Here is a 20,691-nt window from a genome sequence, read left to right as displayed (position 1 = left end):
AATTATGAAAAGAAATATAGTTTTCGAAATCTATTTCAACCCTAAAAAGTATTTGTCACTTTTAACATGTATAGAGCAAATTAATGGCATTTTAAAAATCCAGCATCAATATCTAGTCAAAAGACAAGATTGGTATTTATGTGCTACATCGAAAAAAAAAGCATCGATTTATAAAATGTTTGATAAAGATGGTGTTACTGAAATTGGGTTAAAAAAAATGACACAACGATATAATAAAGAAAAAGACTGTTTTAGTTTAGCTATCTGGGATAAGAAAACAGAACAGGGCTCATTAGTGTATATGTTATCCGATGAAGGTTCTGGACAATCTTTTAAAGTTCATATCAATATTGTTTTTCGTTCATTAGAAATAACTTTAGATGATGCTCAAAAATTTTGTCTTGCTTTATCTGAGCATTTTGATGATGCATATATTACAGTTAATAATAATTATTCAGAGGATAAAATGGCTTTTCCTGATAGGCTTTCGGCTGCATGGATGATTTACTTACCTAAAGTTCAGTTATCCCATAATATAGTTCCACAGGCGTTTGATGTGATTAGCCCCACAGATCATGAAGGACATGCAGCTGGGTCGCTAGTTGTTACCGTTCCACACTTCTTTGATAATAGGAATACAGATGATATCAAAGCAGTACGTCGTGTCGATATCAAGTTACATGAATTAGGCTTATTGCCTCGTTATGCAGATTTCTAAAGATAAAGGGGATGATGAATTTATGAAAGATTATAATACTTTTAGTTTATTCTCTGATAGCAAATGTGGTAAATGTTGTCATAAAAAAAAAAGCAAATGAGGTATATTGAGTTAATTATCCTACTCAATGTTGTTGGGTGTGGATGACTAAAAAAAGTATACCATTATTTTTTAACAATAAATAAAAGATAACCTAACTTATACTCAATTTATATCTAATTATTAAACTAACATGGATCATCAATTATGAAAAGAAATATAGTTTTCGAAATCTATTTCAACCCTAAAAAGTATTTGTCACTTTTAACATGTATAGAGCAAATTAATGGCATTTTAAAAATCCAGCATCAATATCTAGTCAAAAGACAAGATTGGTATTTATGTGCTACATCGAAAAAAGAAGCATCGATTTATAAAATGTTTGATAAAGATGGTGTTACTGAAATTGGTTTAAAAAAAATGACACAAGAATATCATAAAGAAAAAGACTATTTTGGTTTACCTATCTGGGATAAGGAAACAGAGCAGGCCTCATTACTGTATATATTATCCGAAGGAAGTTTTGGACAATCATTTAGAGTTTATGTCATTATTGATTTTCGTTCATTAGAAATAACTTTAGATGATGCTCAAAAATTTTGTCTTGCTTTATCTGAGCATTTTGATGATGCATATATTACAGTTAATAATAATTATTCAGAGGATAAAATGGCTTTTCCTGATAGGCTTTCGGCTGCATGGATGATTTACTTACCTAAAGTTCAGTTATCCCATAATATAGTTCCACAGGCGTTTGATGTGATTAGCCCCACAGATCATGAAGGACATGCAGCTGGGTCGCTAGTTGTTACCGTTCCACACTTCTTTGATAATAGGAATACAGATGATATCAAAGCAGTACGTCGTGTCGATATCAAGTTACATGAATTAGGCTTATTGCCTCGTTATGCAGATTTTCAAAGATAAAGGGGATGATGAATTTATGAAAGATTATAATTCTTTTAGTTTATTCTCTGATAGTAAATGTGGTAATTGTTGTCATAAAAAAAGGCAAAATGAGGTATATTAAGTTAATTATCCTACTCAATGTTGTTGGGTGTGGATGACTAAAAAAAGTATACCATTATTTTTTAACAATAAATAAAAGATAACCTAACTTATACTCAATTTATATCTAATTATTAAACTAATATGGATCATCAATTATGAAAAGAAATTTAGTATTTGATATCTTTTTTTATCCTAAAAAGTATTTATCACTTATAACATGCATAGAGCATGTTAATAACATTTTAAAAATCCAACAACAATATCTATACAAAGAACAAGATTGGTATTTATGTAGCACATCGAAAAAAAAATCATCGATTTATAAGGGGTTTGATAAAGATGGCGTTACTGAAATTGGTTTAAAAAAAATGACACAAGAATATCATAAAGACAAAAGACATTTTGGCTTAGCTATCTGGGATAAAAAAACAGAGGGGGCCGCATTAGTGTATAGTATATATGAACAAACTTGTGGACAACCATTTAAGGTTAAGATCAGGTTGGATTATGATATTCTTTTATCAGAAATAGATTTAAATAATATTCAAAAATTTTGTCTTGCTTTGTCTGAGCAATTTGATGGCGCATATATTATGGTAAATAATAATTATACACCTGAGAAAAAAGTTTTTCCAGATAGGCTTTCGGCTGCATGGATGATTTACTTACCTAAAGTTCAGTTATCCCATAATATAGTTCCACAGGCGTTTGATGTGATTAGCCCCACAGATCATGAAGGACATGCAGCTGGATCGTTGGTTGTTACTCTACCACACTTTTTTGATGAGAAAAATACAGATGATATCAAAGCTGTAAATAGTGTCGATATTAAGTTACGTGAATTAGGTTTATTGCCTCTTTATGCAGATTTATAAAGATAAAGGGGATGATGAATTTATGAAAGATTATAATTCTTTTAGTTTATTATCATGTAACAAATGTGGTAAATATTAGCAGAACGTTGGAAAAAGTCTGCAAACAAAATTTCTTGATCGTGGTGATTCAACTTACGTGCATTTTGATGAAGTGACAAATTTGTGTAAAATCTATAAAGATCGCCCTTTGATTTGTCGTGTTGAAAGCTACCATCGGATTTATCTTACTAATCAATATAGTTAGTTGGTTAGATTAGTTGAATTGATTCGTATTTCCTATTTTACATAATAGGAAATATGTATTTAGAGTAAATATACCTTTTAAAGGAGGATAGTGTCGAGGTAGTGTCAATCAAGTAATTTAAACAGGGTTAGCAAAATTTTTGGATGCAGGATAGGATTAAGTCGATTTAACTCAAAAATCAAACGAGATAAAATATTAAATAATAAAAGCCCCTTTTTTTGCTTGCATATTTGATATCATAACAAATGACAAAAATTTATTTTATACGAAAAACATGTGCAGAAAGTTGGAAGTTATTATTTGGATTGGCTATTTCCTGAATAGATATCGATGCCGGATTTAAATCTTCCAGATGTAATGAAAAAAATTTAGCTTTTAGAAAAAGTGATGGTTATGATGGTATTAATATCAATATAAAATCAAATAAAACTATAGGAAATAAAATGAAACATAATATCCATATATTTTTTAAAAATATACTACGCAAAAATGCTGTATTTATAAAAATTATATTAGTGCTAATAATGGTGATGTGGTGGTGGTTTTTCTCGTCCTCCAGTTTTTATGGTGATTTTAATTTGTCCGGTACAAGAGAAGGTAGAGATGGTGAATATTACATGAATATGTATGAGCATCTGCCAACAACTCCGTTGGCAGTTTATGAATTGATACAGGGGGATCGGTATTTTTATGTTTTATATAACAAACAGGGTAAGAAAATATGGCGTTCACCTCATTATGCTTATGAATACGATCATTTAGTAACTGATTTTGTGCTACCTACTAAAAATAGTAATTCATTTAAATATTATGATGAAGAATGGAAAACAGTTGATATAACAAATAAAATAAATTAAGAATGCAGTAAGAGCATAATCAGCATTAAAGATGAAAATAACTAGTCTATAATAAAAGTATGGAGCGACGGATTATGAAAAAAAGCATAAAAATGATAAAAATAATAGGTTTATTTGCTTTTTTCTATTGGCTGTGTCTGTTTTCGTCATCCAGTTTTTACGGAAATTTTAATCTTCATTCAACAGTAAAAAGTGAAGATGGTGAGTACTATGCCAATATATACAAACATCTGCCCACTTCACCAATTTCAATTATGCAAATATTAGGCGGTAATAAATATTTTATTGTCCTATATAATAAAAAGGGAGAAGAGTTATGGAGAGTATCTTATTTTGAATATATTAGTGAACAAGTAATGTATGAAATGATATCTTTTCCTGATAAAACAAATAATGATTTTATTTGTGCGACAAATCATGGTTTAGAAGGACATGATTTTTCTACAACCATACGTAATCATAAAGTAGTGTCAATCAAGTAATTTAAACCAGGTTAGCAAAATATTTGGATGCAGGATAGGATTAAGTCGATTTAACTCAAAAATCAAACGAGATAAAATATTAAATAATAAAAGCCCCTTTTTTTGCTTGCATATTTGATATCATAACAAATGACAAAAATTTATTTTATACGAGAAACATGTGCAGAAAGTTGGAAGTTATTCAGTTTGGCTGTTTCCTGAATAGATATCGATGCCGGATTTAAATCTTCCAGATGTAATGAAAAAAATTTAGCTTTTAGAAAAAGTGATGGTTATGAATGTATTAATATAAAAATTAAATAAAATCATAGGAAATAAAATGAAACATAATATCCATATATTTTTTGAAAATATACTACGCAAAAATGCTGTATTTATAAAAATTATATTAGTGTTAATTATGGTGATGTGGTGGTGGTTTTTCTCGTCCTCCAGTTTTTATGGTGATTTTAATTTGTCCGACACAGTAGAAGGAGTGGATGGTGAGTATTACATAAATATGTATCAGCATCTGCCAACAACCCCGCTGGCGGTCTATGAATTGATAAAGGGGGATCGGTATTTTTATGTTTTATATAACAAACAAGGTAAGAAAATATGGCGTTCACCTCATTATGCTTATCTAAGCGATGGTGGTATACATTCTTTTATGCTACCGACTAAAAAAAGTAATTTATTAAAATATTTTGATGAAGGCAGAAAAATAGTTGATATAACAAACAAAATAAATTAAGTATACGGTAGTATAGTGCACAATCAGCATTAAAAATGGAAATAACCAGTCTATAATCAAAGTATGGAGCGACGGATTATGAAAAAAAGCATAAAAATGATAAAAATAATAGGTTTATTTGCTTTTTTCTATTGGCTGTGTCTGTTTTCGTCATCCAGTTTTTACGGAAATTTTAATCTTCATTCAACAGTAAAAAGTGAAGATGGTGAGTACTATGCCAATATATATAAACATCTGCCCACTTCACCAATTTCAATTGTAGAAATATTAGGTGGTAATAAATACTTCGTCGTTTTATACAATAAAAAGGGAGAAGAACTATGGAGATGCTCTTATTTTGAATATCTTAGTAAAGAGGCGATATTATATCAAGAAATTTTTTTTCCTAATAAAACAGGAAATGATTTTCTATTTTTTACAGATCATGGTTTAGAAGGACACGATTTTTCTACAACTATACGTAATCATAAAGTAGTGTCAATTAAATAATTTAAACCGAGTTAGCAAAATATTTGGATGATTATTTATTTTTGTTTCACTTATAAAAAATCATCTTAGCTTAAGAAGTTTCTTAAATGCAGGGCAGTAAATATAAAAATTAGGTTTAACTGATATAGAGGATATACAGATATCAATAAAGCAATACCAGATGAATCAATCATTAAAATACCGATGAAACCAATTTGTAAATTGTGAAGTTAGATATATATCATTTTGATATCGCTGATATAACAGATAGCAGAAACTAAGACATAGCATTAACCACAAATTCAATAAAAATATTGTGTTTTGACGGCCGTTGTCTGTCGGCTGTATAAAGCAGATGTACTTCTTTTGCCGGTGGTAAAAAATCTTGTAATATGGGGAGTAATTTATTTTGTCTGATGGCATCGCTAAGCATGGATTCGGGCAACATAGTAATACCCAGTCCTTCAATTGCGGCTTTTGCTAATACCAGAGTCTCATTGCTTTGTAATGAACCTGATATAGAAACGTTAACTTTTTTTCCATTTATCATAAATGGCCAAAGGTAATCATTTTTGTTTGGATTCATGTACTGATAAATAAGACAATTGTGCTTCTCTAAATCCTTTGGTACAGACGGAACACCATGCTGAGCCAGATAACTGGGAGAAGCAGCAAAAGTGAGTTGATAAGGTTTTAATTTTCGCGCAATTAAACCTGAATCAGCTAACTGGCCAATACGGAACACAACATCAAAATTGTCCTGAACCAAATCTACATAGCGATCACTTAATTGAATATCAACTTCTACTTTTGGATAGCGTTTCATAAAATCGCTGATTACCGGTATTAAATTGTAATAACCATAGCTTACGGGAGCACTAATTCTTAAATTGCCTTTTGGCTCTTCACTGAATTGTTGTGCAAGTACTTTAGTTGCTTGGATTTCAGCTAAAATAGATAAGCATTTCGGGTAATATTGTTTGCCGAATTCTGTCAGATTTTGTGATCGTGTGGTTCGGTTAAGCAGTTTTAATCCTAAATAATTTTCTAAAAATGCTATGTATTTAGCAATCATTTGCGGTGATGTATTTAATGAAACGGACGCTGCGGCAAAAGAACCGGTTTTTACGGTCAGAATGAATGCTTGCATACATCGGAATAAATTCATATTGCCAACCCTCAGTTGTTAATCAATCAATTTTAATTGTATTTATTGCCTTTTAATTTGTACTGATAATACAGCGCACTATTTAGAAAAGGAAATATTACGATGAAAAAGATTGGCATTATCGGAGCAGGATTTATCGGTCAGGCCTGGGCAAAGCTATTTATGCAGGCAGGCTATCAAGTGATGGTGAGTAATTCCAGAGGGAAAAATACATTGTTCAGTGTGGCTAGCAGTATAGGCTGTGAAATTGGAAGTCAGGAAGAAGCTATTGAGTTTGCAGAAATTATTCTGATTGCTATTCCATTTAATAATTATCTGCAACTACCTGCTGAATCAATGAGTAATAAAATAATATTAGATACCATGAACTATTATCCCGATCGCGACGGGCACTGGCTGCAATTAGATAAGCGTGAAATTACAACCAGTGAATTGGTTGCTCAGCATTTTTCGAAATCCAAAGTGGTTAAAGTTTTTAATGCGATTCTGGCAAGAGATGTTATTAAAGATGCCAGACCAAACGATAAATTAAACAGAAGAGCTATTCCTGTGGCAGGCAATGATTTAACTGCTAAACAAACTGTATTTAAAATATTGGATCAGGTCGGTTATGATTTTGTTGATGCCGGTTTGCTGTCTGATAGCTGGCGATTTGAGCGGGCTAAGCCTGCTTATTGTGTTCCGTTAAATATCCGGCAATTACAAGAGGCACTGGAGCAAGCTCAAAGAAATATTGATTTACCTGAAAATTCATGGAAATAAAAAAGTGAATGTTACTAAGATATAAACAGGCTTCATTATTCTGCTATTCTGATTGAATTTGGTAATTAAACAAATTAAAAAGCCCGTAATCATCGGGCTTTTTATGAGTTATATTTAATTCATAAATAGTATTCGGCTAGCTTTTTTTGCCATCAGCCAGTAATCTGTTCTATGGTTAAAATTCATTAAATCAGCAGTTATTCGGTTTGCAATATTTTAATTAGTATTAACCAGAATAAAAACGCAGACTGCCACACAGGCAGTCTGCACAGGTTGTTCGCTGTTTTATATGGTTTAGTTAACCTGATATTTCGCCAGTGCCGCACGAATTTGCGGTAAGGCTGCTCTGGCAGCCTGTTCACCCAGCCGGATAGCCTGAGTTTTCTGGTCAAAACCGCCTACTGTACCCAGTTTCTGTACCTGAGGACGGATTACGACCTGAGCTTTGCTCAGTTCGCTGTTCAGGGCTGATGCGCTCATGATATTCAGGCTCTGGTCAAGATAAGAAAAAAATCCCTGACTGGTCAGACGTGCCGGCTTAGCAGATATATCTACCGCGATAACTACATTGGCGCCCAGCTGTTTGGCTGCTGTGACCGGTACCGGAGCAACCAGACCACCATCGACAAAACTTTTATTGCCGATTACTGTGGGCTGAAAAACATTGGGTATACTGGCTGATGCGCGTACTGCCTGTCCGGCATTACCACTGTTGAAAACAGCCATGCGGCCGGTACCGAATTCAGTAGCCACTGCGCCGAAACGGATAGGAAACTGTTGAATCGGTTTATTGCGAACTTTATTGTTGATGTAATCCTGCAGTTTTTGTCCTTTGATAAAGCCAGATGTAGACAGTACCGGATCAACTAAATCGGTTTTATTCAGTATTTCAGCCTCAAGCTCCAGCCTGTCGGGACTCATACCGGAAGCATACATGCTGCCAACCAGCGCACCGGCACTGGTACCGGTAACAACCCGTACCGGAATATGGTTTTCCTGTAAGACTTTAATTACCCCTATATGTGCAAAGCCTTTAGAAACTCCGCCTCCAAGCGCCAGCCCGATAACAGCGCGTGGTTTTGCCGGAGCAGGAGGAGTAACCGGTGTGGTGTTTTTACAGGCAGTGATGGTAATGAATGTAGTAATAATAAGAATGTTATTACGCAATAATGCCGAGAATTTCATATTATATTAATGTTCGGATTCTAAGTTGTAGATGAGGGATAAAATTGTACTGGTGCCGTATTGTCGGGCAGTACCTGTTTTTTAACACCGTGTCCGTATACCAGCTCAAGCGTAACATTTTGAATATCATTGCTCTGCCATGCATCAGCCAGAATACGAACTGCATCGATTTCACTGTTAAATTGCAGACTTTGCCATAGTCCGGCTGTGCGCATGTCATCAATAAAGCGCTCTGCATTGGTGTATTGCAGAGTCAGCATATCCATGTCTGTTACCGGATCATAAAAACCGTGCTGAAACAACATGTCCCCAAGATCGTGCATATCGATCAGATTCGGTGTTTTCACTACTATACCCTCTGTACGCCAAAGTGTCATGACTTCTTTCAGGGTATCCGGACCAAAGTGGCTGAAAAAAAGCAAACCATCCGGTTTTAAAGCTCCGGCCCAGTTTTTGATAACAGCCACAGGATCATTCTGGTGAATCAGACCAAGGTTACTCCAGACCATATCAGCAGACTGGTTGCCGGGAAGCCGGTTGGAAACAGTTTGTGCAGGCAGATTGCTATGGAGTTTTTGCCACCAGTTTTGCTTGGCTTTGCGAATAATCTGTGCTGCCTGTAAATAAGCCTCGCGACTATCATACTCCTGAAAATGCGCATGTGGATAACGCATGCTGAGCAAACGGTAACTTTCATCACCGTCTGCTGCTGCGAGGATAATCTGTTCCGGCGGTTGTTTCAGAATACACAGACGTTCATCCAGCGTAGCGGCCAGATGTGCATGGAGAAACCAGTCTGGCTTGTGTGGCAGAGTTGTCATGTGTGTCGCTCCCAAAATTGGCACAGTGCACGGGCAAATTGATCAGGATGGCTTAAAAACGGTGTATGTGCAGCCTGTGGCAGAAGGCACCATTCGCTTTGCGGTAGCCGCTGATGAATGTATTCACCCATACGTGGCGGAGTAATGGCATCGCGATCACCATAAACCAGTAATACCGGACAGTTTATGCTACTGAGTAAAGGGCGTAAATCAGCCTGTTCTAACGCACGCAAAGCCGCGTTAAGAGCAGCAGGCGGCCCATACTGACAGATAGCCGGTATCAGGCTGTTAACACTGGTTTGTGCTGAAGTGTCTGCATACAGCATCTGTAATTGTAGAAACTGTTGCATGTATTTGGGATAATCTTCACGAAATTTATCGGCCATGATATTGAGGCTGGTGCGTTTCAGACCTTGCGGGTAATCGCTGTCGGCCAGCAATCTGACCAGACTGGCAGTCAGACACAGTGTGGCTACTTTCTCCGGATAGCGGGCAGCCAGAGTCAGTGCCACCATCCCGCCCAGTGACCAGCCAAGCAGATGTGCAGGAGCCGTAAGCTGTGCGGCCAGCTGGTCTGCAATACTGTCTATACTGAAATTACCGTTAAACGGTGCACAGCCATGCCCGGGCAGGTCTGGGGTATACCAGTTTTGTTGCCATGGGGTTGGCAGATATGCCTGTAAAGGGTCGAATATATGGTGGTTAGCGCCCCAGCCATGTATCAATAACGTTCGTGAAGGTGTGATCATGAGTATAACTTCATTGCTTACTTCATTCTGGCACGCCTGCATCGGCGCACCGCACTGTTTATTATGCCACGATTGTGCGGATGTCTCAGGTTTGTGCCGGGCATGCCGGCTAGATATGGCTGCTTTGCGGCGTTCTGATATTGATATCTGTCTGCGTTGCCGTGCCGGCGGGCTGACAGCCGGAGTGTGTGAACAGTGCGGCCAAAAATGGCCTTTTACAACTTTATATGCCAGTTACCGTTATGCCGCACCATTACAGCAAATGCTGCGTGCATTTAAGCATCAGCGGCAGCTTGCTTTACTGGATACGCTGGCAGCACTGATGCTGGCACAGCCGCCGCAGTGGCTGGAGAAGGTAAAAATAGATGCTGTACTGGCTATGCCACTAAGCCGTCGGCGCCTGTTTGAGCGTGGTTTCAATCAGAGCCAGTTACTGGCTGCAATCATTGCCAGGCACTATACCTTGCCGATAGTGACACCAGACTGGATAGAGCGTTGTCACCGGCCACCGCAATCAACTTTAAAAAAATCAGCACGTTTGCATAATGTACGCGGTGTATTTCGCCTTAATAGCGCAGTTAAAAAACGTAACTTGTTGTTAATAGATGATGTTGTGACCACCGGCGCAACAATTTTCGAATTGGCTCAGACCCTTAAGAAATCAGGTGTTGCGCAGGTTTATGTCTGGACACTCGCACATCCGGAATGAAAAAATCTTTGACAGACTGGAGTCTGTTTGGCATAGTGTCGCCCAGTTAAATAACTGATTCAATTGTTAACTGCGTTACAACCGAGGCGATTTTGCCGGTTAGTAAGCAATTTTCAGAACCCGCCAGTGTGCTGTTTTAATCACAGCCGGTGTTTGTTCTTGCCAATTGAGGCACCTGCCTCTTCTGCCACATTTTAAAAGTGGCTGCCACTGTTTTTTGCTGTCTTAGTAGAAATTCAGTCTTTACCGGACTATGTATTGCTTACCTGCAAATGGTAATTGCGTGTCTGGTTTTTGCGTCTTTTACTCAAAGAAACGGAAATACGGTTTGATCAGAATTAAATTGTTATTTATTAGTGTTGCCATGGTACTTGGATTGAGTGCGGCATATGCCGGACCATCAGGTAATTTGTCTGCACCAGTTTATCATCCCAAAAAATCAGTATCTAATCTTACAGTAGTACCTGCAGAGCATCTGCATAAAACAGCTAATCTTAGCTATCAAGTAGCGGGCAAACGTTATTATCCGCTACAAAAAGTGGCCAGTTTCAGTCAGGTAGGTAAAGCTTCCTACTATGGCAAAAATTTTCATGGCCGTAAAACTTCATCAGGTGAGCGCTTTGACAGCCAGATGCTGACCGCCGCCCATCCGACTTTACCTATCCCCAGTTATGCACGGGTAACCAACCTGTCCAATGGAAAGACAGTGGTTGTGCGTATTAATGATCGTGGTCCCTTTCATGCTAACCGGGTAATGGATGTATCCTATGCTGCCGCACAGCAGTTAGGTTTTGTACGTGCCGGTACTGCTCAGGTACGGGTAGAGCAGATTCTGCCCGGAGAGCGTCTGCAACCGGCAGGTACCAGTGGTAATATTTACGTGGATCTGCAGAAATTTGACAGTAAGGAGCAGGCTCAGAAATATCTGAAAACCACTTCACGTCATTTACAGAGTGCAGGAAGCGAACAGCAGGCTAAGCTTGTGAAAGTTCAAAACAGTTATGTTGTCCGCATGGGTCCGTTTAAACAGCAGCAGCGTGCCGATGAGGCCAAAAAATCAATGCTGACTGTATTGTAAAATTGCTCAAGCTCAGAAAAAAGCCCGTGATATGATGCACGGGCTTTTATATATCTGGCTGTTGGGAAGGGAATATCATGATTAGCCGTTTACGCGGAATCATATTGGAAAAAAATCCGCCGGTAGTGGTACTGGATGTTCATGGCGTAGGCTATGAAGCTCAGGTTTCCATGCAAACCTTTTATACTTTACCGGCCGCAGGTGAAGAAACTGCACTGTATACTCAGCTGGTCGTGCGTGAAGATGCTCATCTGCTATTTGGTTTCGGCTCCCGCGAAGAACGGGAAACATTCCGTGCATTAGTAAAAGTAAGCGGTATTGGAGCCAAAAGTGCTCTGGGTATTTTATCCGCACTGACCAGTGAGGAGCTGGCTGCCGCTATTGCTACTGAAGATATCAAACGCCTGACTGCTGCACCAGGCATCGGTAAAAAAACCGCCGAACGCATGGTACTGGAATTGCGTGGCAAACTTGCCGCCGCCAGTGATGATGCTACCGGTTTGTTTACACAGAATACAGCCGGCAATAACGAAGATATTATTAATACATTGCTTGCTTTAGGCTATACCGATAAAGAAGCCCGTACTGCCTGTAAAAATATACCGGCAGGTACGGATGTCAGTGAAGGTGTACGGCTGGCTTTAAAAAACATGCTATAAATTAATTTGCTTTATAATCATATACGCCACCACGGGAATTTGTATGGCATCTAAATTGATTTTGCTGGATCAGGATGGTGTTCTGGCCGACTTTGAGCAGGGAGTAAGACAACTATGGCAGCAAACCTATCAGCAACCGCTGCCTCTGAAAGAACGCAGACATTTTTACCTGCGTGATGATATGGCTCCCGAATTTCACCGGCAACTGGCGCAAATTTATAGCAGTAAAGGTTTTTTTGCTTCATTACCGCCTATGCAGCATGGTATTTCAGCAGCTAAGCGCCTGCTGGAGGCCGGCCATGATGTGCGTATTTGTACCTCGCCTATACAGGATTATCACTATTGTGTATCTGAAAAATTTGACTGGGTGTGCCAGCATCTGGGTGAAGACTGGATGCAGCGCATAATTCTGGCCAAAGATAAAACCTGGGTACGCGGCGATATTCTGATTGATGATAAACCTCAGATAAGCGGCAGTCTGGTGCCGCAATGGCAACACTGGATTTATGATCAGCCCTATAATCGGCATCAGACTGAATTATATCGGATAAACTGGGAACAACCGGAAACATGGTCTGAATTACTAAATAATTAAGTTCGGTGACCGGACTATATAAAACAGAGAGGCTGGAAACTACAATGCAAACGATTTTTTTAACATCTTATATTGCTGGAACCGGTCAAAAGCTAGCCGATTTTATGCAGAACAATAAAATTAATAGCAAGCGTGTCCTGTTTATTCCTACAGCCGGTAATGTTGAAGGCTACACAAAATATATAGATGAAGGTAAATCAGTATTAACACAGCTTGGATTGAAACTTGATTTACTGGATATCGCCACAGCGGATATCCGCCAGTGCCATACTGCTTTTTCGGCAGCAGAAATTATTTGCATAACCGGCGGTAATACATTTTATTTATTGCAGGAACTGAAAAGAAAAAATCTTGACCGGCTGCTTGCTCAAAGAATTGCTAAAGGCTGCGTTTATATTGGCGAATCTGCCGGTGCAATTATTCTGGCAGCAGACATAGAATATAATAAAATAATGGATGACAGCAGCCTGGCTCCAGAACTGAACAATTATACAGGTTTAAACTGCATCGATTTTTATCCTCTGCCGCATTATATTGATGAACCTTTTGTCCAGTCAGCCCAGCAAACCTATGCAGAATATAGTAAATATTTGAATTTAGTAACTTTTAATAACTCTCAGGCTATTGTTGTTATTAATCATAATTATGTGGTGGTGTAAATTCAGAGCTGTAAATACGCAGCCAACCCAGTTTGTTCTGTCTGATTTTTAGCCTGTACAGAAGTACTTTAAGGCAAAACTATCTGAATAAAATAAATAATAGTATCGCAGCACATTATCAAATAAACCTCTGTAAGCTACAATAGCACAATTATTCCAATGCCAAAGATCGGTTGTGATTCAGCTTTGGCCTTATATCGTATTCAGGAAAGCCCATGTTTGGATTTTTTAAACGAAAAAAAAATACTGAGCCAGTTGCTGAGCAGCCCGTACCGGCCCCTCACCAGCAGGAAAACTCAGAACAATTACAGAATATAGCTGATGATTCTGTTCAGACTGAAGTAATACCGCAGCTTGAACCGGCTATCAGTGATCCTGTTGCAGAAAAACCTGAGCAGGCAGCCACCGTTTCCGTTCAACCACAGACCGAAACAGAACAAGATATTATTGTACCCACAGCAGTAGATGAACCAGCAGCCATTGCTGTAACAGACGATACTGCCTCACCCGTTCAGACACCTGTCGCTACTGAAAACACAGTTGTGATAGCTGCTGAGCCGGATACAGTGAGTGAGCAGACAGAAAAACCGGCTAAACTGAGCTGGGCTGCACGACTAAAACAGGGGCTGAGCAAATCCCGCAATCAAATGGCCAAATCTCTGGCTTCTGTATTTGGCGGCGGTAAAATCGACGAAGATTTGTATGAAGAACTGGAAACCGTATTGCTGACCAGTGATATGGGAATTGAAGCCACAGAAAAACTGCTGGCACAGGTGCGTCAGCGGGTTACCCTGAAAGGGCTGAAAAACGGAGATGAGCTGCGCAGTGCTCTGAAAGAAGCTTTGTATGAATTACTGTTGCCGCTGGATCAGCCACTGATTTTACCGGATGATAAAAAGCCCTTTGTGATTATGATGGCAGGTGTGAACGGTGCCGGTAAAACTACCAGTATCGGTAAACTGGCAAAATATTTTCAAAGTCAGGGTAAAAGCGTGCTGCTGGCTGCCGGTGATACCTTTCGTGCAGCAGCCCGCGAACAATTGCAGCAATGGGGTGAGCGCAATAATGTTACCGTGATTGCTCAGGCTTCCGGCGACTCAGCAGCAGTCTGTTATGATGCTCTGGAGGCGGCCAAAGCACGCGGTATTGATGTGGTACTGGCAGACACTGCCGGTCGCCTGCCTACTCAGCTGCATTTGATGGAAGAAATCAAAAAAGTAAAACGCGTCCTGCAAAAATCCTTGCCTGATGCTCCGCATGAAGTCATGCTGGTACTGGATGCCAATGTGGGTCAGAATGCCATTAATCAAGTTGTAGCCTTTGATGATGCGCTAGGATTAACCGGTCTGATTGTTTCCAAACTGGATGGTTCTGCCAAAGGCGGTATTCTCGCGGCGCTGGCAGCCAAGCGACCGGTTCCGGTACGTTTTATCGGCGTGGGTGAAGGTATTGATGATTTACGCCCGTTTGATGCCCGAGCATTTGTAGATGCATTAATTGAGGATGAATAATAAAATGCTGAATATAAAAAGCCAGCTTTTTATATTCAGCATTTTATTGTTAAATCTAAGTTAAATTTAACAATGAATTAATATTAGGTTTATTTATTTCTGGGGAATTTGGTGATTTATTTTTAATTTAAATTTTGAAAGTGTAAATGATGGACACAGTTAAAATTTAGCATTTAAACGATTTGATACTTGTAATTTCCTTAGGATTTTATAAATGAAATTAAATAAAAATAATGTTAAACAAGCCTTTTTATATTTGAAAAATTATATTTATTATGACAATTTAAATTTATTTCTAAAACAAAATATTGCAGAATTTGAAAGTACAAATTGTACTAACGATAAATTAGAAAGCAAATTTGAAGAAATTGCTGAAGAAATTGTGACTTGTGCAAATTTTGATAATTTAAATGAATGTAATCGATTTCAAACATGGTTGAATCAAATAGATTTTTATATATTACCTAAACAAATAGAATCTTTTTCATCAAATGAAAATAGTGAAGAAAAAGAGAAAGGTTTGTTTATCTGTAATGTAAGAGAAAAAGAATCATATAAAGTATCTAAAATTAATTATTTTATAAAAGCTCCGGTGGCGTTACATATTATTGATACGTTATGGTGCCTTTATGTTGGACCAGTACTTGAGTCTATGATTAGTAAGGATAATTATGGAAATCGAATGTCTGCATCAGCATTACAATATAGAAATATATTTAATATATATTCGGAAAAAAATCTGTTTATACCATACATAAAAAAATATACTAAATGGCGTGATCAGGCTGTACAAACTGCTACAGAAATATCCGAAAAAAAGGAAAATGTGGCGATACTTTCATTAGATTTAACATCATATTTTTATCATATTAATTTAGATTTTAACAAAATAAATAGTATAATTGAATTATTTTATGAAGAAGATAAAAAACTATTAAATTTAGCAAAAACACTTAATTTTTTGCTGGAAAAAATATATAATAAATATTACGAACAGACTAAACCTTTTCTTAGACAAACTCATTTGGATTGTGAGGACAAAAAAGGATTACCAATTGGTCTTGCATCCTCTGCTATCATAGGTAATTGGTATTTATCTGATTTTGATCAGGCTATTAGTGAAACGGTAAATCCAGTATATTATGGTAGATACGTAGATGATATACTGATTGTCATAAAAAATATAAATTTGGGTTCTTCCACTAATCCAATTAATACATTTATAGATAAATATTTTAAAGAAATTCTATGTAAAACGGAAAAGGGTGATTACTCAATTAGAATAGAAGAAAATGAATTACCAATACAAAAAGATAAATTAATATTACAATTTTATGATAAAGATTATAGTCGGGCTGGTCTTGAAATATTTAAAAAAGAGCTAGATGAACGAAGTAGTGCATTTAAATTTTTACCTAGTGAACATATTAATAAAGAGCTTGAGCAATTTGCTTATGATGTACTTTATAATGGGTCTACCAATAAACTTCGAAGTATAGTGGGAATAGCCGAAAACGATACTGAATTGGCTAAGTATTTAGCAAGTCATATAATGGCACATCGTCTATGCAAAATAGATGATGGAAATAAAATTTTAAATCAAATTAAGCTTTTTTTTAAAGGAAAAAATGCACTTCAGTTTTTTAGATTATGGGAAAAAATATTTCAATATGCTATTATAATAAAAAAAGATTCTTTTACGGAATTTTTCTATAATTATATTAATAAAGAAATTTCTAAAATTAAATTTAATAACGATACTTCTCTAGCAAAACAAATTGAAGAAAAAATTAAAGATAGTATGAGAAAGTTTAATAAACTATCTTTAGGAATTACGGCTGGTTTAAAAAAAATAGATAATATGAATCAATATCCAGATTTAGTAATTAGCGAATATGCTCACCAGTTTCGTAAGGCAAATTTAGTTCGTCATCATCTAGTTGCATGGCCATTATTAAATTATACAGATTGTCAAGATGATTTGACCGACGAAAAAAATTATTTAATCTCATTTGAAAATTTAAATAAGCAAAATATCAATTCATATAAAGTTGAATATTCACCACGATTTATCCATTTTGATGAATGGCAATTATTTAATTTAAAAAAAATAATATTTGAAGATGAAAATCAGATGTATAAATGGATAACTGATGAACTTTCCTCTGAGTCAAAAAATTTACATATACCAATACCATCTAAAAATATCAAAATGGAGGAAGATGGTGATATAAATAATATTAAAAAATACAAGTTAACTATTAGTGATAATTATAATAAAAGTGATAAAATTTGTATAGCAATTGCTAATATAAACATTGATCAGTCTGATATATATTCAGCTATTCGTAAGGATAAAACGCCAAATTTATCTTTTGATAGACAAGAAAAATTGTATTTTTTGTTAAATTCTGCCTTAAAGGAAAAAGCAGATATTCTTATTTTGCCAGAAGTTTCAATTCCCGTTAGTTGGCTTCCTTTTATGGTTTCTTTTTCTAGAAGACATCAGATTGGTTTAATTTTTGGTTTGGAGCATTGGGTTCTTGATAATCGTGCATATAATTTATTAATTGAAACTTTACCTTTTAGAAATTCAGATCAGTATAAGACATGCATAATGACAGCGCGGATTAAAAATCATTATGCCCCAGCTGAGCTAGATTGTATCAAAAATGTGCGTCTTATTGCAGGAAAACCAAAATCTGCATCAAAGGTTTTTTACCATAAGGTATTATGGCGCGGAGTAGCATTCGCTACATATAATTGTTTTGAGCTTTCTGATATTAATCACAGAGTTATATTTAAATCAGAAATTGATTTATTAATAGCATGTGTCTGGAATAAAGATACCAATTATTATCAACATATTCTTGAATCAACAGTAAGAGATTTACATTGTTATACAGTTCAAGCTAATACATCACAGTATGGTGGTTCTTGTGTTTTACGCCCAACTAGAACAGAAAATAAGACTATGCTGTATGTAAAAGGGGGTGATAATGTCTGTATATTAACTACTCATCTAGATGTAAAAAAATTAAGGGAGTTTCAGTATAAAAATAAACCATCTAGTGAAGATGAATTTAAACATCTTCCTCCCGGATATGATTGTGAAGGTGTGCTTAGTAGATAAAATAAAATTTTATTTTCTAAAAATAATAAAAGAATAAATATTTTTCAGAAAAAAGTTTGTAAAGAATAAAAAACGCGATGTAGTCATCGCGTTTTTTATTCTTTACTGAAACTCAGGCAGCTTCATGAAAGCCGCAGTGACGTAACAGTGCATCGATTTGCGGTTCACGGCCGCGGAATGCTTTAAAGGATTCCATAGCCGGCCGCGAGCCGCCGACAGCAAGTACTTCATGCCAGAAACGTTTGCCTGTTGCCGCTGCATCCGCTTCTTCTTCAAAAGCAGCATAAATATCCGCAGAAAGCACCTCTGCCCAGCTATAGCTGTAATAACCGGCAGAATAACCACCGGCAAAGATATGGCTGAAAGAATGAGCAAAGCGGTTAAAATCTGGCTGAGGCATCACCGCTACCCGGCGGCGTACTTCCAACAAAGTTTGCTGCCAGTCACAATCCGGATGGCTGTAGATTTCCATATCAAACTGAGCAAACTCCATCTGGCGCAGCATCCACAGCCCGCTCTGGAAGTTTTTTGCAGCCAGCATTTTCTTATAAAGTTCTTCAGGCAGTACCGCGCCGGTATCCTGATGGCAGCTCATACCGGCAAGCACATCATATTCCCAGACAAAGTTTTCCATAAACTGGCTGGGCATTTCCACTGCATCCCATTCCACGCCATTGATACCGGAAACTCCCAGTTCATCTACCTGAGTCAGCAGATGATGCAGGCCATGACCAGTTTCGTGGAACAGAGTCAGGATTTCTTCGTGGCTCAGGCGTGCGGTATTGCCGGCTACAGGCGGCGTGAAATTGCACACCAGATACGCAATAGGTGTTTGCAGCTGGCCGGCATGATTGCCTGTTATAAAACGACGGCGGCCGCGGTAATCATTCATCCATGCACCGCCGCGCTTACCGGCTCGTGCATACAGATCCATGTAGACGCCACCGATGATGGCCCCGCCCTGTTCAAGTTCGTAATAGCGAACATCAGGATGCCATACCGGTACCTGTTTTTCGATGAAATGAACGCCATACAATTTATCAATCTGGGCAAACAGACCCGAGAGAACGCGATCAGCCGGAAAATATTTTTTTACTTCAGTCTGGCTGAATGCATATTTAGCCTGACGCAGCTTTTCGCTGGCATAGGTCATATCCCATGGCTGTAAATCATCCAGACCGAGATGTTCTCGTGCGTATGTTTTAACTTCAGCCAGATCTTTTTCAGCAAAAGGTTTGGCCCTGCTCGCCAGATCCTGAAGAAAAGTCATCACCTGTTGGGGTGTATCAGCCATTTTAGTTGCCAGCGATAATTCTGCATAGTTTTGGAAACCCAGTAACTGAGCTTCACGTGCGGCAATCTGCAGAATCCGGTTGATATTGGCGGTATTATCCCATTTAGCCTCGCCAAGCTCACTGGCCCGGGTTGAATAGGCATGATACAGCTGCCGGCGCAGTTCGCGATTGTGGGCATATTGCATTACCGCCAGATAATGCGGCATTTGCAGCCCGATTTTATAGCCGGCTTTACCTTCTGCCTGTGCCGCAGCGGCAAACATGGCCAGTGCTTCTTCGGTTAATCCGCTGACTTCGCTATCCCGTGCAAAGTCGGCATCTGTGCTGGTCTGACCGGATGTGTTTTCCTGACCAGCCAGTTCTGCGCCATTAGCAAAATACAATGCAAATGCATCAGTGGCGTCCAGAACATTCTGACTAAAGGCTGCGGAAAGCTGCGCACCTTCTGCCTGTAAGGCTGCAAACTCCGCCTGTTCCTGTTCCGGCAGCTCTGCACCGCTGAGAACAAAATCTCTTAAATCATGGTTCAGTTTGGTTTGCTGTGCCGGGCTCAGCTGTGCATATTCTGCACTGGCTTTGATGCATTTAAAGCGCTCATATAAGGCAATATCCTGACTGATCGCAGTAAAGAATTCGCTTACTTTAGGCATCAGTGCATTATAGGCCGCGCGTAATTCAGGTGTATCTGCCACGCTGTTTAGATGGGCAACAACACTCCAGATACGACCGACACGTTCAGTAATACTGGTTAAAGCTTCTACGGTGTTATTCCAGCTGGCATCAGATTCAGCTTTCAAGGCGGTGATAGCGGCAGCAGCCTGCTGCATGGCTTCGGTCATTGCCGGCTCAATATCTGCAGCCTTAATGGCATCGAAACGGGGCTCACTATCCAGATTCAACAAAACATTTTCAGACATAGTATTCTCAAGAGAAAAATACC

General features: G+C 37.8%; 21 protein-coding genes. 16 read left to right on the top strand and 5 right to left on the bottom strand.

Going from position 1 to position 20,691, the window contains the following annotated elements:
- The 8 genes from GY065_RS12550 to GY065_RS12515 form a co-directional block, all read left to right on the top strand.
- Positions 1–718: Imm52 family immunity protein (locus tag GY065_RS12550; RefSeq protein ID WP_174834367.1), on the top strand; the 718-nt coding region annotated here is incomplete at its 5' end.
- 246 nt (positions 719–964) lie between these two features.
- Positions 965–1,684 (top strand): Imm52 family immunity protein, encoded by a 720-nt coding sequence (locus GY065_RS12545; protein WP_174834365.1) that lies wholly within the window; start codon positions 965–967, stop codon positions 1,682–1,684.
- Between the two features lie 239 nt (positions 1,685–1,923).
- A complete protein-coding gene (locus tag GY065_RS12540; RefSeq protein ID WP_174834363.1) occupies positions 1,924–2,643 on the top strand; it encodes an Imm52 family immunity protein in 720 nt (239 codons plus the stop codon).
- 136 nt (positions 2,644–2,779) lie between these two features.
- A complete protein-coding gene (locus tag GY065_RS13665) occupies positions 2,780–2,887 on the top strand; it encodes a YkgJ family cysteine cluster protein (RefSeq protein ID WP_367435232.1) in 108 nt (35 codons plus the stop codon).
- Positions 2,888–3,330: 443 nt separating this feature from the next.
- Entirely contained in the window at positions 3,331–3,744 is a 414-nt protein-coding gene (locus GY065_RS12530) for a DUF6201 family protein (RefSeq protein WP_174834361.1), read from the top strand.
- 74 nt (positions 3,745–3,818) lie between these two features.
- Complete coding sequence (locus GY065_RS12525; RefSeq protein WP_146207636.1) at positions 3,819–4,226, top strand: DUF6201 family protein; 408 nt, start codon at positions 3,819–3,821, stop codon at positions 4,224–4,226.
- Between the two features lie 319 nt (positions 4,227–4,545).
- Complete coding sequence (locus GY065_RS12520) at positions 4,546–4,959, top strand: DUF6201 family protein (protein WP_084565198.1); 414 nt, start codon at positions 4,546–4,548, stop codon at positions 4,957–4,959.
- A gap of 78 nt (positions 4,960–5,037) precedes the next feature.
- Positions 5,038–5,448, top strand: coding sequence for a DUF6201 family protein (locus GY065_RS12515; protein ID WP_144235748.1), 411 nt, complete (start codon positions 5,038–5,040; stop codon positions 5,446–5,448).
- 256 nt (positions 5,449–5,704) lie between these two features.
- Here GY065_RS12515 and GY065_RS12510 read toward each other — a convergent pair whose 3' ends face one another.
- Positions 5,705–6,595, bottom strand: coding sequence for a LysR family transcriptional regulator (locus tag GY065_RS12510; RefSeq protein ID WP_084551699.1), 891 nt, complete (start codon positions 6,593–6,595; stop codon positions 5,705–5,707).
- A 102-nt stretch (positions 6,596–6,697) separates the two neighbouring features.
- Here GY065_RS12510 and GY065_RS12505 point away from each other — a divergent pair, with 102 nt between their 5' ends.
- Positions 6,698–7,357, top strand: coding sequence for an NADPH-dependent F420 reductase (locus tag GY065_RS12505; protein ID WP_084586861.1), 660 nt, complete (start codon positions 6,698–6,700; stop codon positions 7,355–7,357).
- Positions 7,358–7,651: 294 nt separating this feature from the next.
- Here the strand turns inward: GY065_RS12505 and GY065_RS12500 are convergent, their stop codons facing one another.
- Genes GY065_RS12500 through bioH form a run of 3 tightly spaced genes read right to left on the bottom strand, consistent with a single transcriptional unit; the run spans position 7,652 to position 10,112 of the window.
- A complete protein-coding gene (locus tag GY065_RS12500) occupies positions 7,652–8,542 on the bottom strand; it encodes a patatin-like phospholipase family protein (RefSeq protein ID WP_174834359.1) in 891 nt (296 codons plus the stop codon).
- 20 nt (positions 8,543–8,562) lie between these two features.
- The gene (locus GY065_RS12495) at positions 8,563–9,363 is read right to left on the bottom strand and encodes a methyltransferase domain-containing protein (RefSeq protein WP_174834357.1); all 801 of its coding nucleotides are present in this window, start codon (positions 9,361–9,363) and stop codon (positions 8,563–8,565) included.
- Positions 9,360–10,112 (bottom strand): pimeloyl-ACP methyl ester esterase BioH, encoded by a 753-nt coding sequence (gene bioH, locus GY065_RS12490; protein WP_174834355.1) that lies wholly within the window; start codon positions 10,110–10,112, stop codon positions 9,360–9,362. Before bioH ends, GY065_RS12495 begins: the two co-directional genes overlap by 4 nt.
- On the opposite strand from bioH, the gene GY065_RS13315 reads away from it, so the two are divergent.
- From GY065_RS13315 to GY065_RS12455, 7 genes are all read left to right on the top strand, one after another.
- The gene (locus GY065_RS13315; protein ID WP_244621537.1) at positions 10,111–10,821 is read left to right on the top strand and encodes a ComF family protein; all 711 of its coding nucleotides are present in this window, start codon (positions 10,111–10,113) and stop codon (positions 10,819–10,821) included. The two genes, bioH and GY065_RS13315, sit on opposite strands and share 2 nt — an antisense overlap.
- A 328-nt stretch (positions 10,822–11,149) precedes the next feature.
- Complete coding sequence (locus GY065_RS12480) at positions 11,150–11,899, top strand: septal ring lytic transglycosylase RlpA family protein (RefSeq protein ID WP_269146745.1); 750 nt, start codon at positions 11,150–11,152, stop codon at positions 11,897–11,899.
- Positions 11,900–11,976: 77 nt separating this feature from the next.
- Positions 11,977–12,558 (top strand): Holliday junction branch migration protein RuvA, encoded by a 582-nt coding sequence (gene ruvA / locus GY065_RS12475; RefSeq protein ID WP_025331789.1) that lies wholly within the window; start codon positions 11,977–11,979, stop codon positions 12,556–12,558.
- A gap of 43 nt (positions 12,559–12,601) precedes the next feature.
- Positions 12,602–13,153 (top strand): 5'-3'-deoxyribonucleotidase, encoded by a 552-nt coding sequence (locus GY065_RS12470; RefSeq protein WP_037392063.1) that lies wholly within the window; start codon positions 12,602–12,604, stop codon positions 13,151–13,153.
- A 44-nt stretch (positions 13,154–13,197) separates the two neighbouring features.
- Positions 13,198–13,812: a Type 1 glutamine amidotransferase-like domain-containing protein gene (locus GY065_RS12465; RefSeq protein WP_174834353.1), complete on the top strand. Its 615-nt coding sequence runs from the start codon at positions 13,198–13,200 to the stop codon at positions 13,810–13,812.
- Positions 13,813–14,027: 215 nt separating this feature from the next.
- A complete protein-coding gene (gene ftsY, locus GY065_RS12460; protein WP_174834351.1) occupies positions 14,028–15,323 on the top strand; it encodes a signal recognition particle-docking protein FtsY in 1,296 nt (431 codons plus the stop codon).
- Between the two features lie 214 nt (positions 15,324–15,537).
- On the top strand, positions 15,538–18,456 hold the full coding sequence (locus GY065_RS12455; RefSeq protein ID WP_174834349.1) for an RNA-directed DNA polymerase: 2,919 nt from the start codon (positions 15,538–15,540) through the stop codon (positions 18,454–18,456).
- A 112-nt stretch (positions 18,457–18,568) separates the two neighbouring features.
- Here the strand turns inward: GY065_RS12455 and GY065_RS12450 are convergent, their stop codons facing one another.
- Positions 18,569–20,668 (bottom strand): M3 family metallopeptidase, encoded by a 2,100-nt coding sequence (locus tag GY065_RS12450; protein WP_174834347.1) that lies wholly within the window; start codon positions 20,666–20,668, stop codon positions 18,569–18,571.
- Positions 20,669–20,691 lie beyond the last annotated feature (23 nt).

The organism is Snodgrassella sp. ESL0323, from assembly GCF_013346865.1.
GTDB classification, from domain to species: Bacteria; Pseudomonadota; Gammaproteobacteria; order Burkholderiales; family Neisseriaceae; genus Snodgrassella; species Snodgrassella alvi.
Note: the sequence above shows the minus strand (reverse complement) of the source record. Positions and strands in the feature narration are given on the sequence as shown.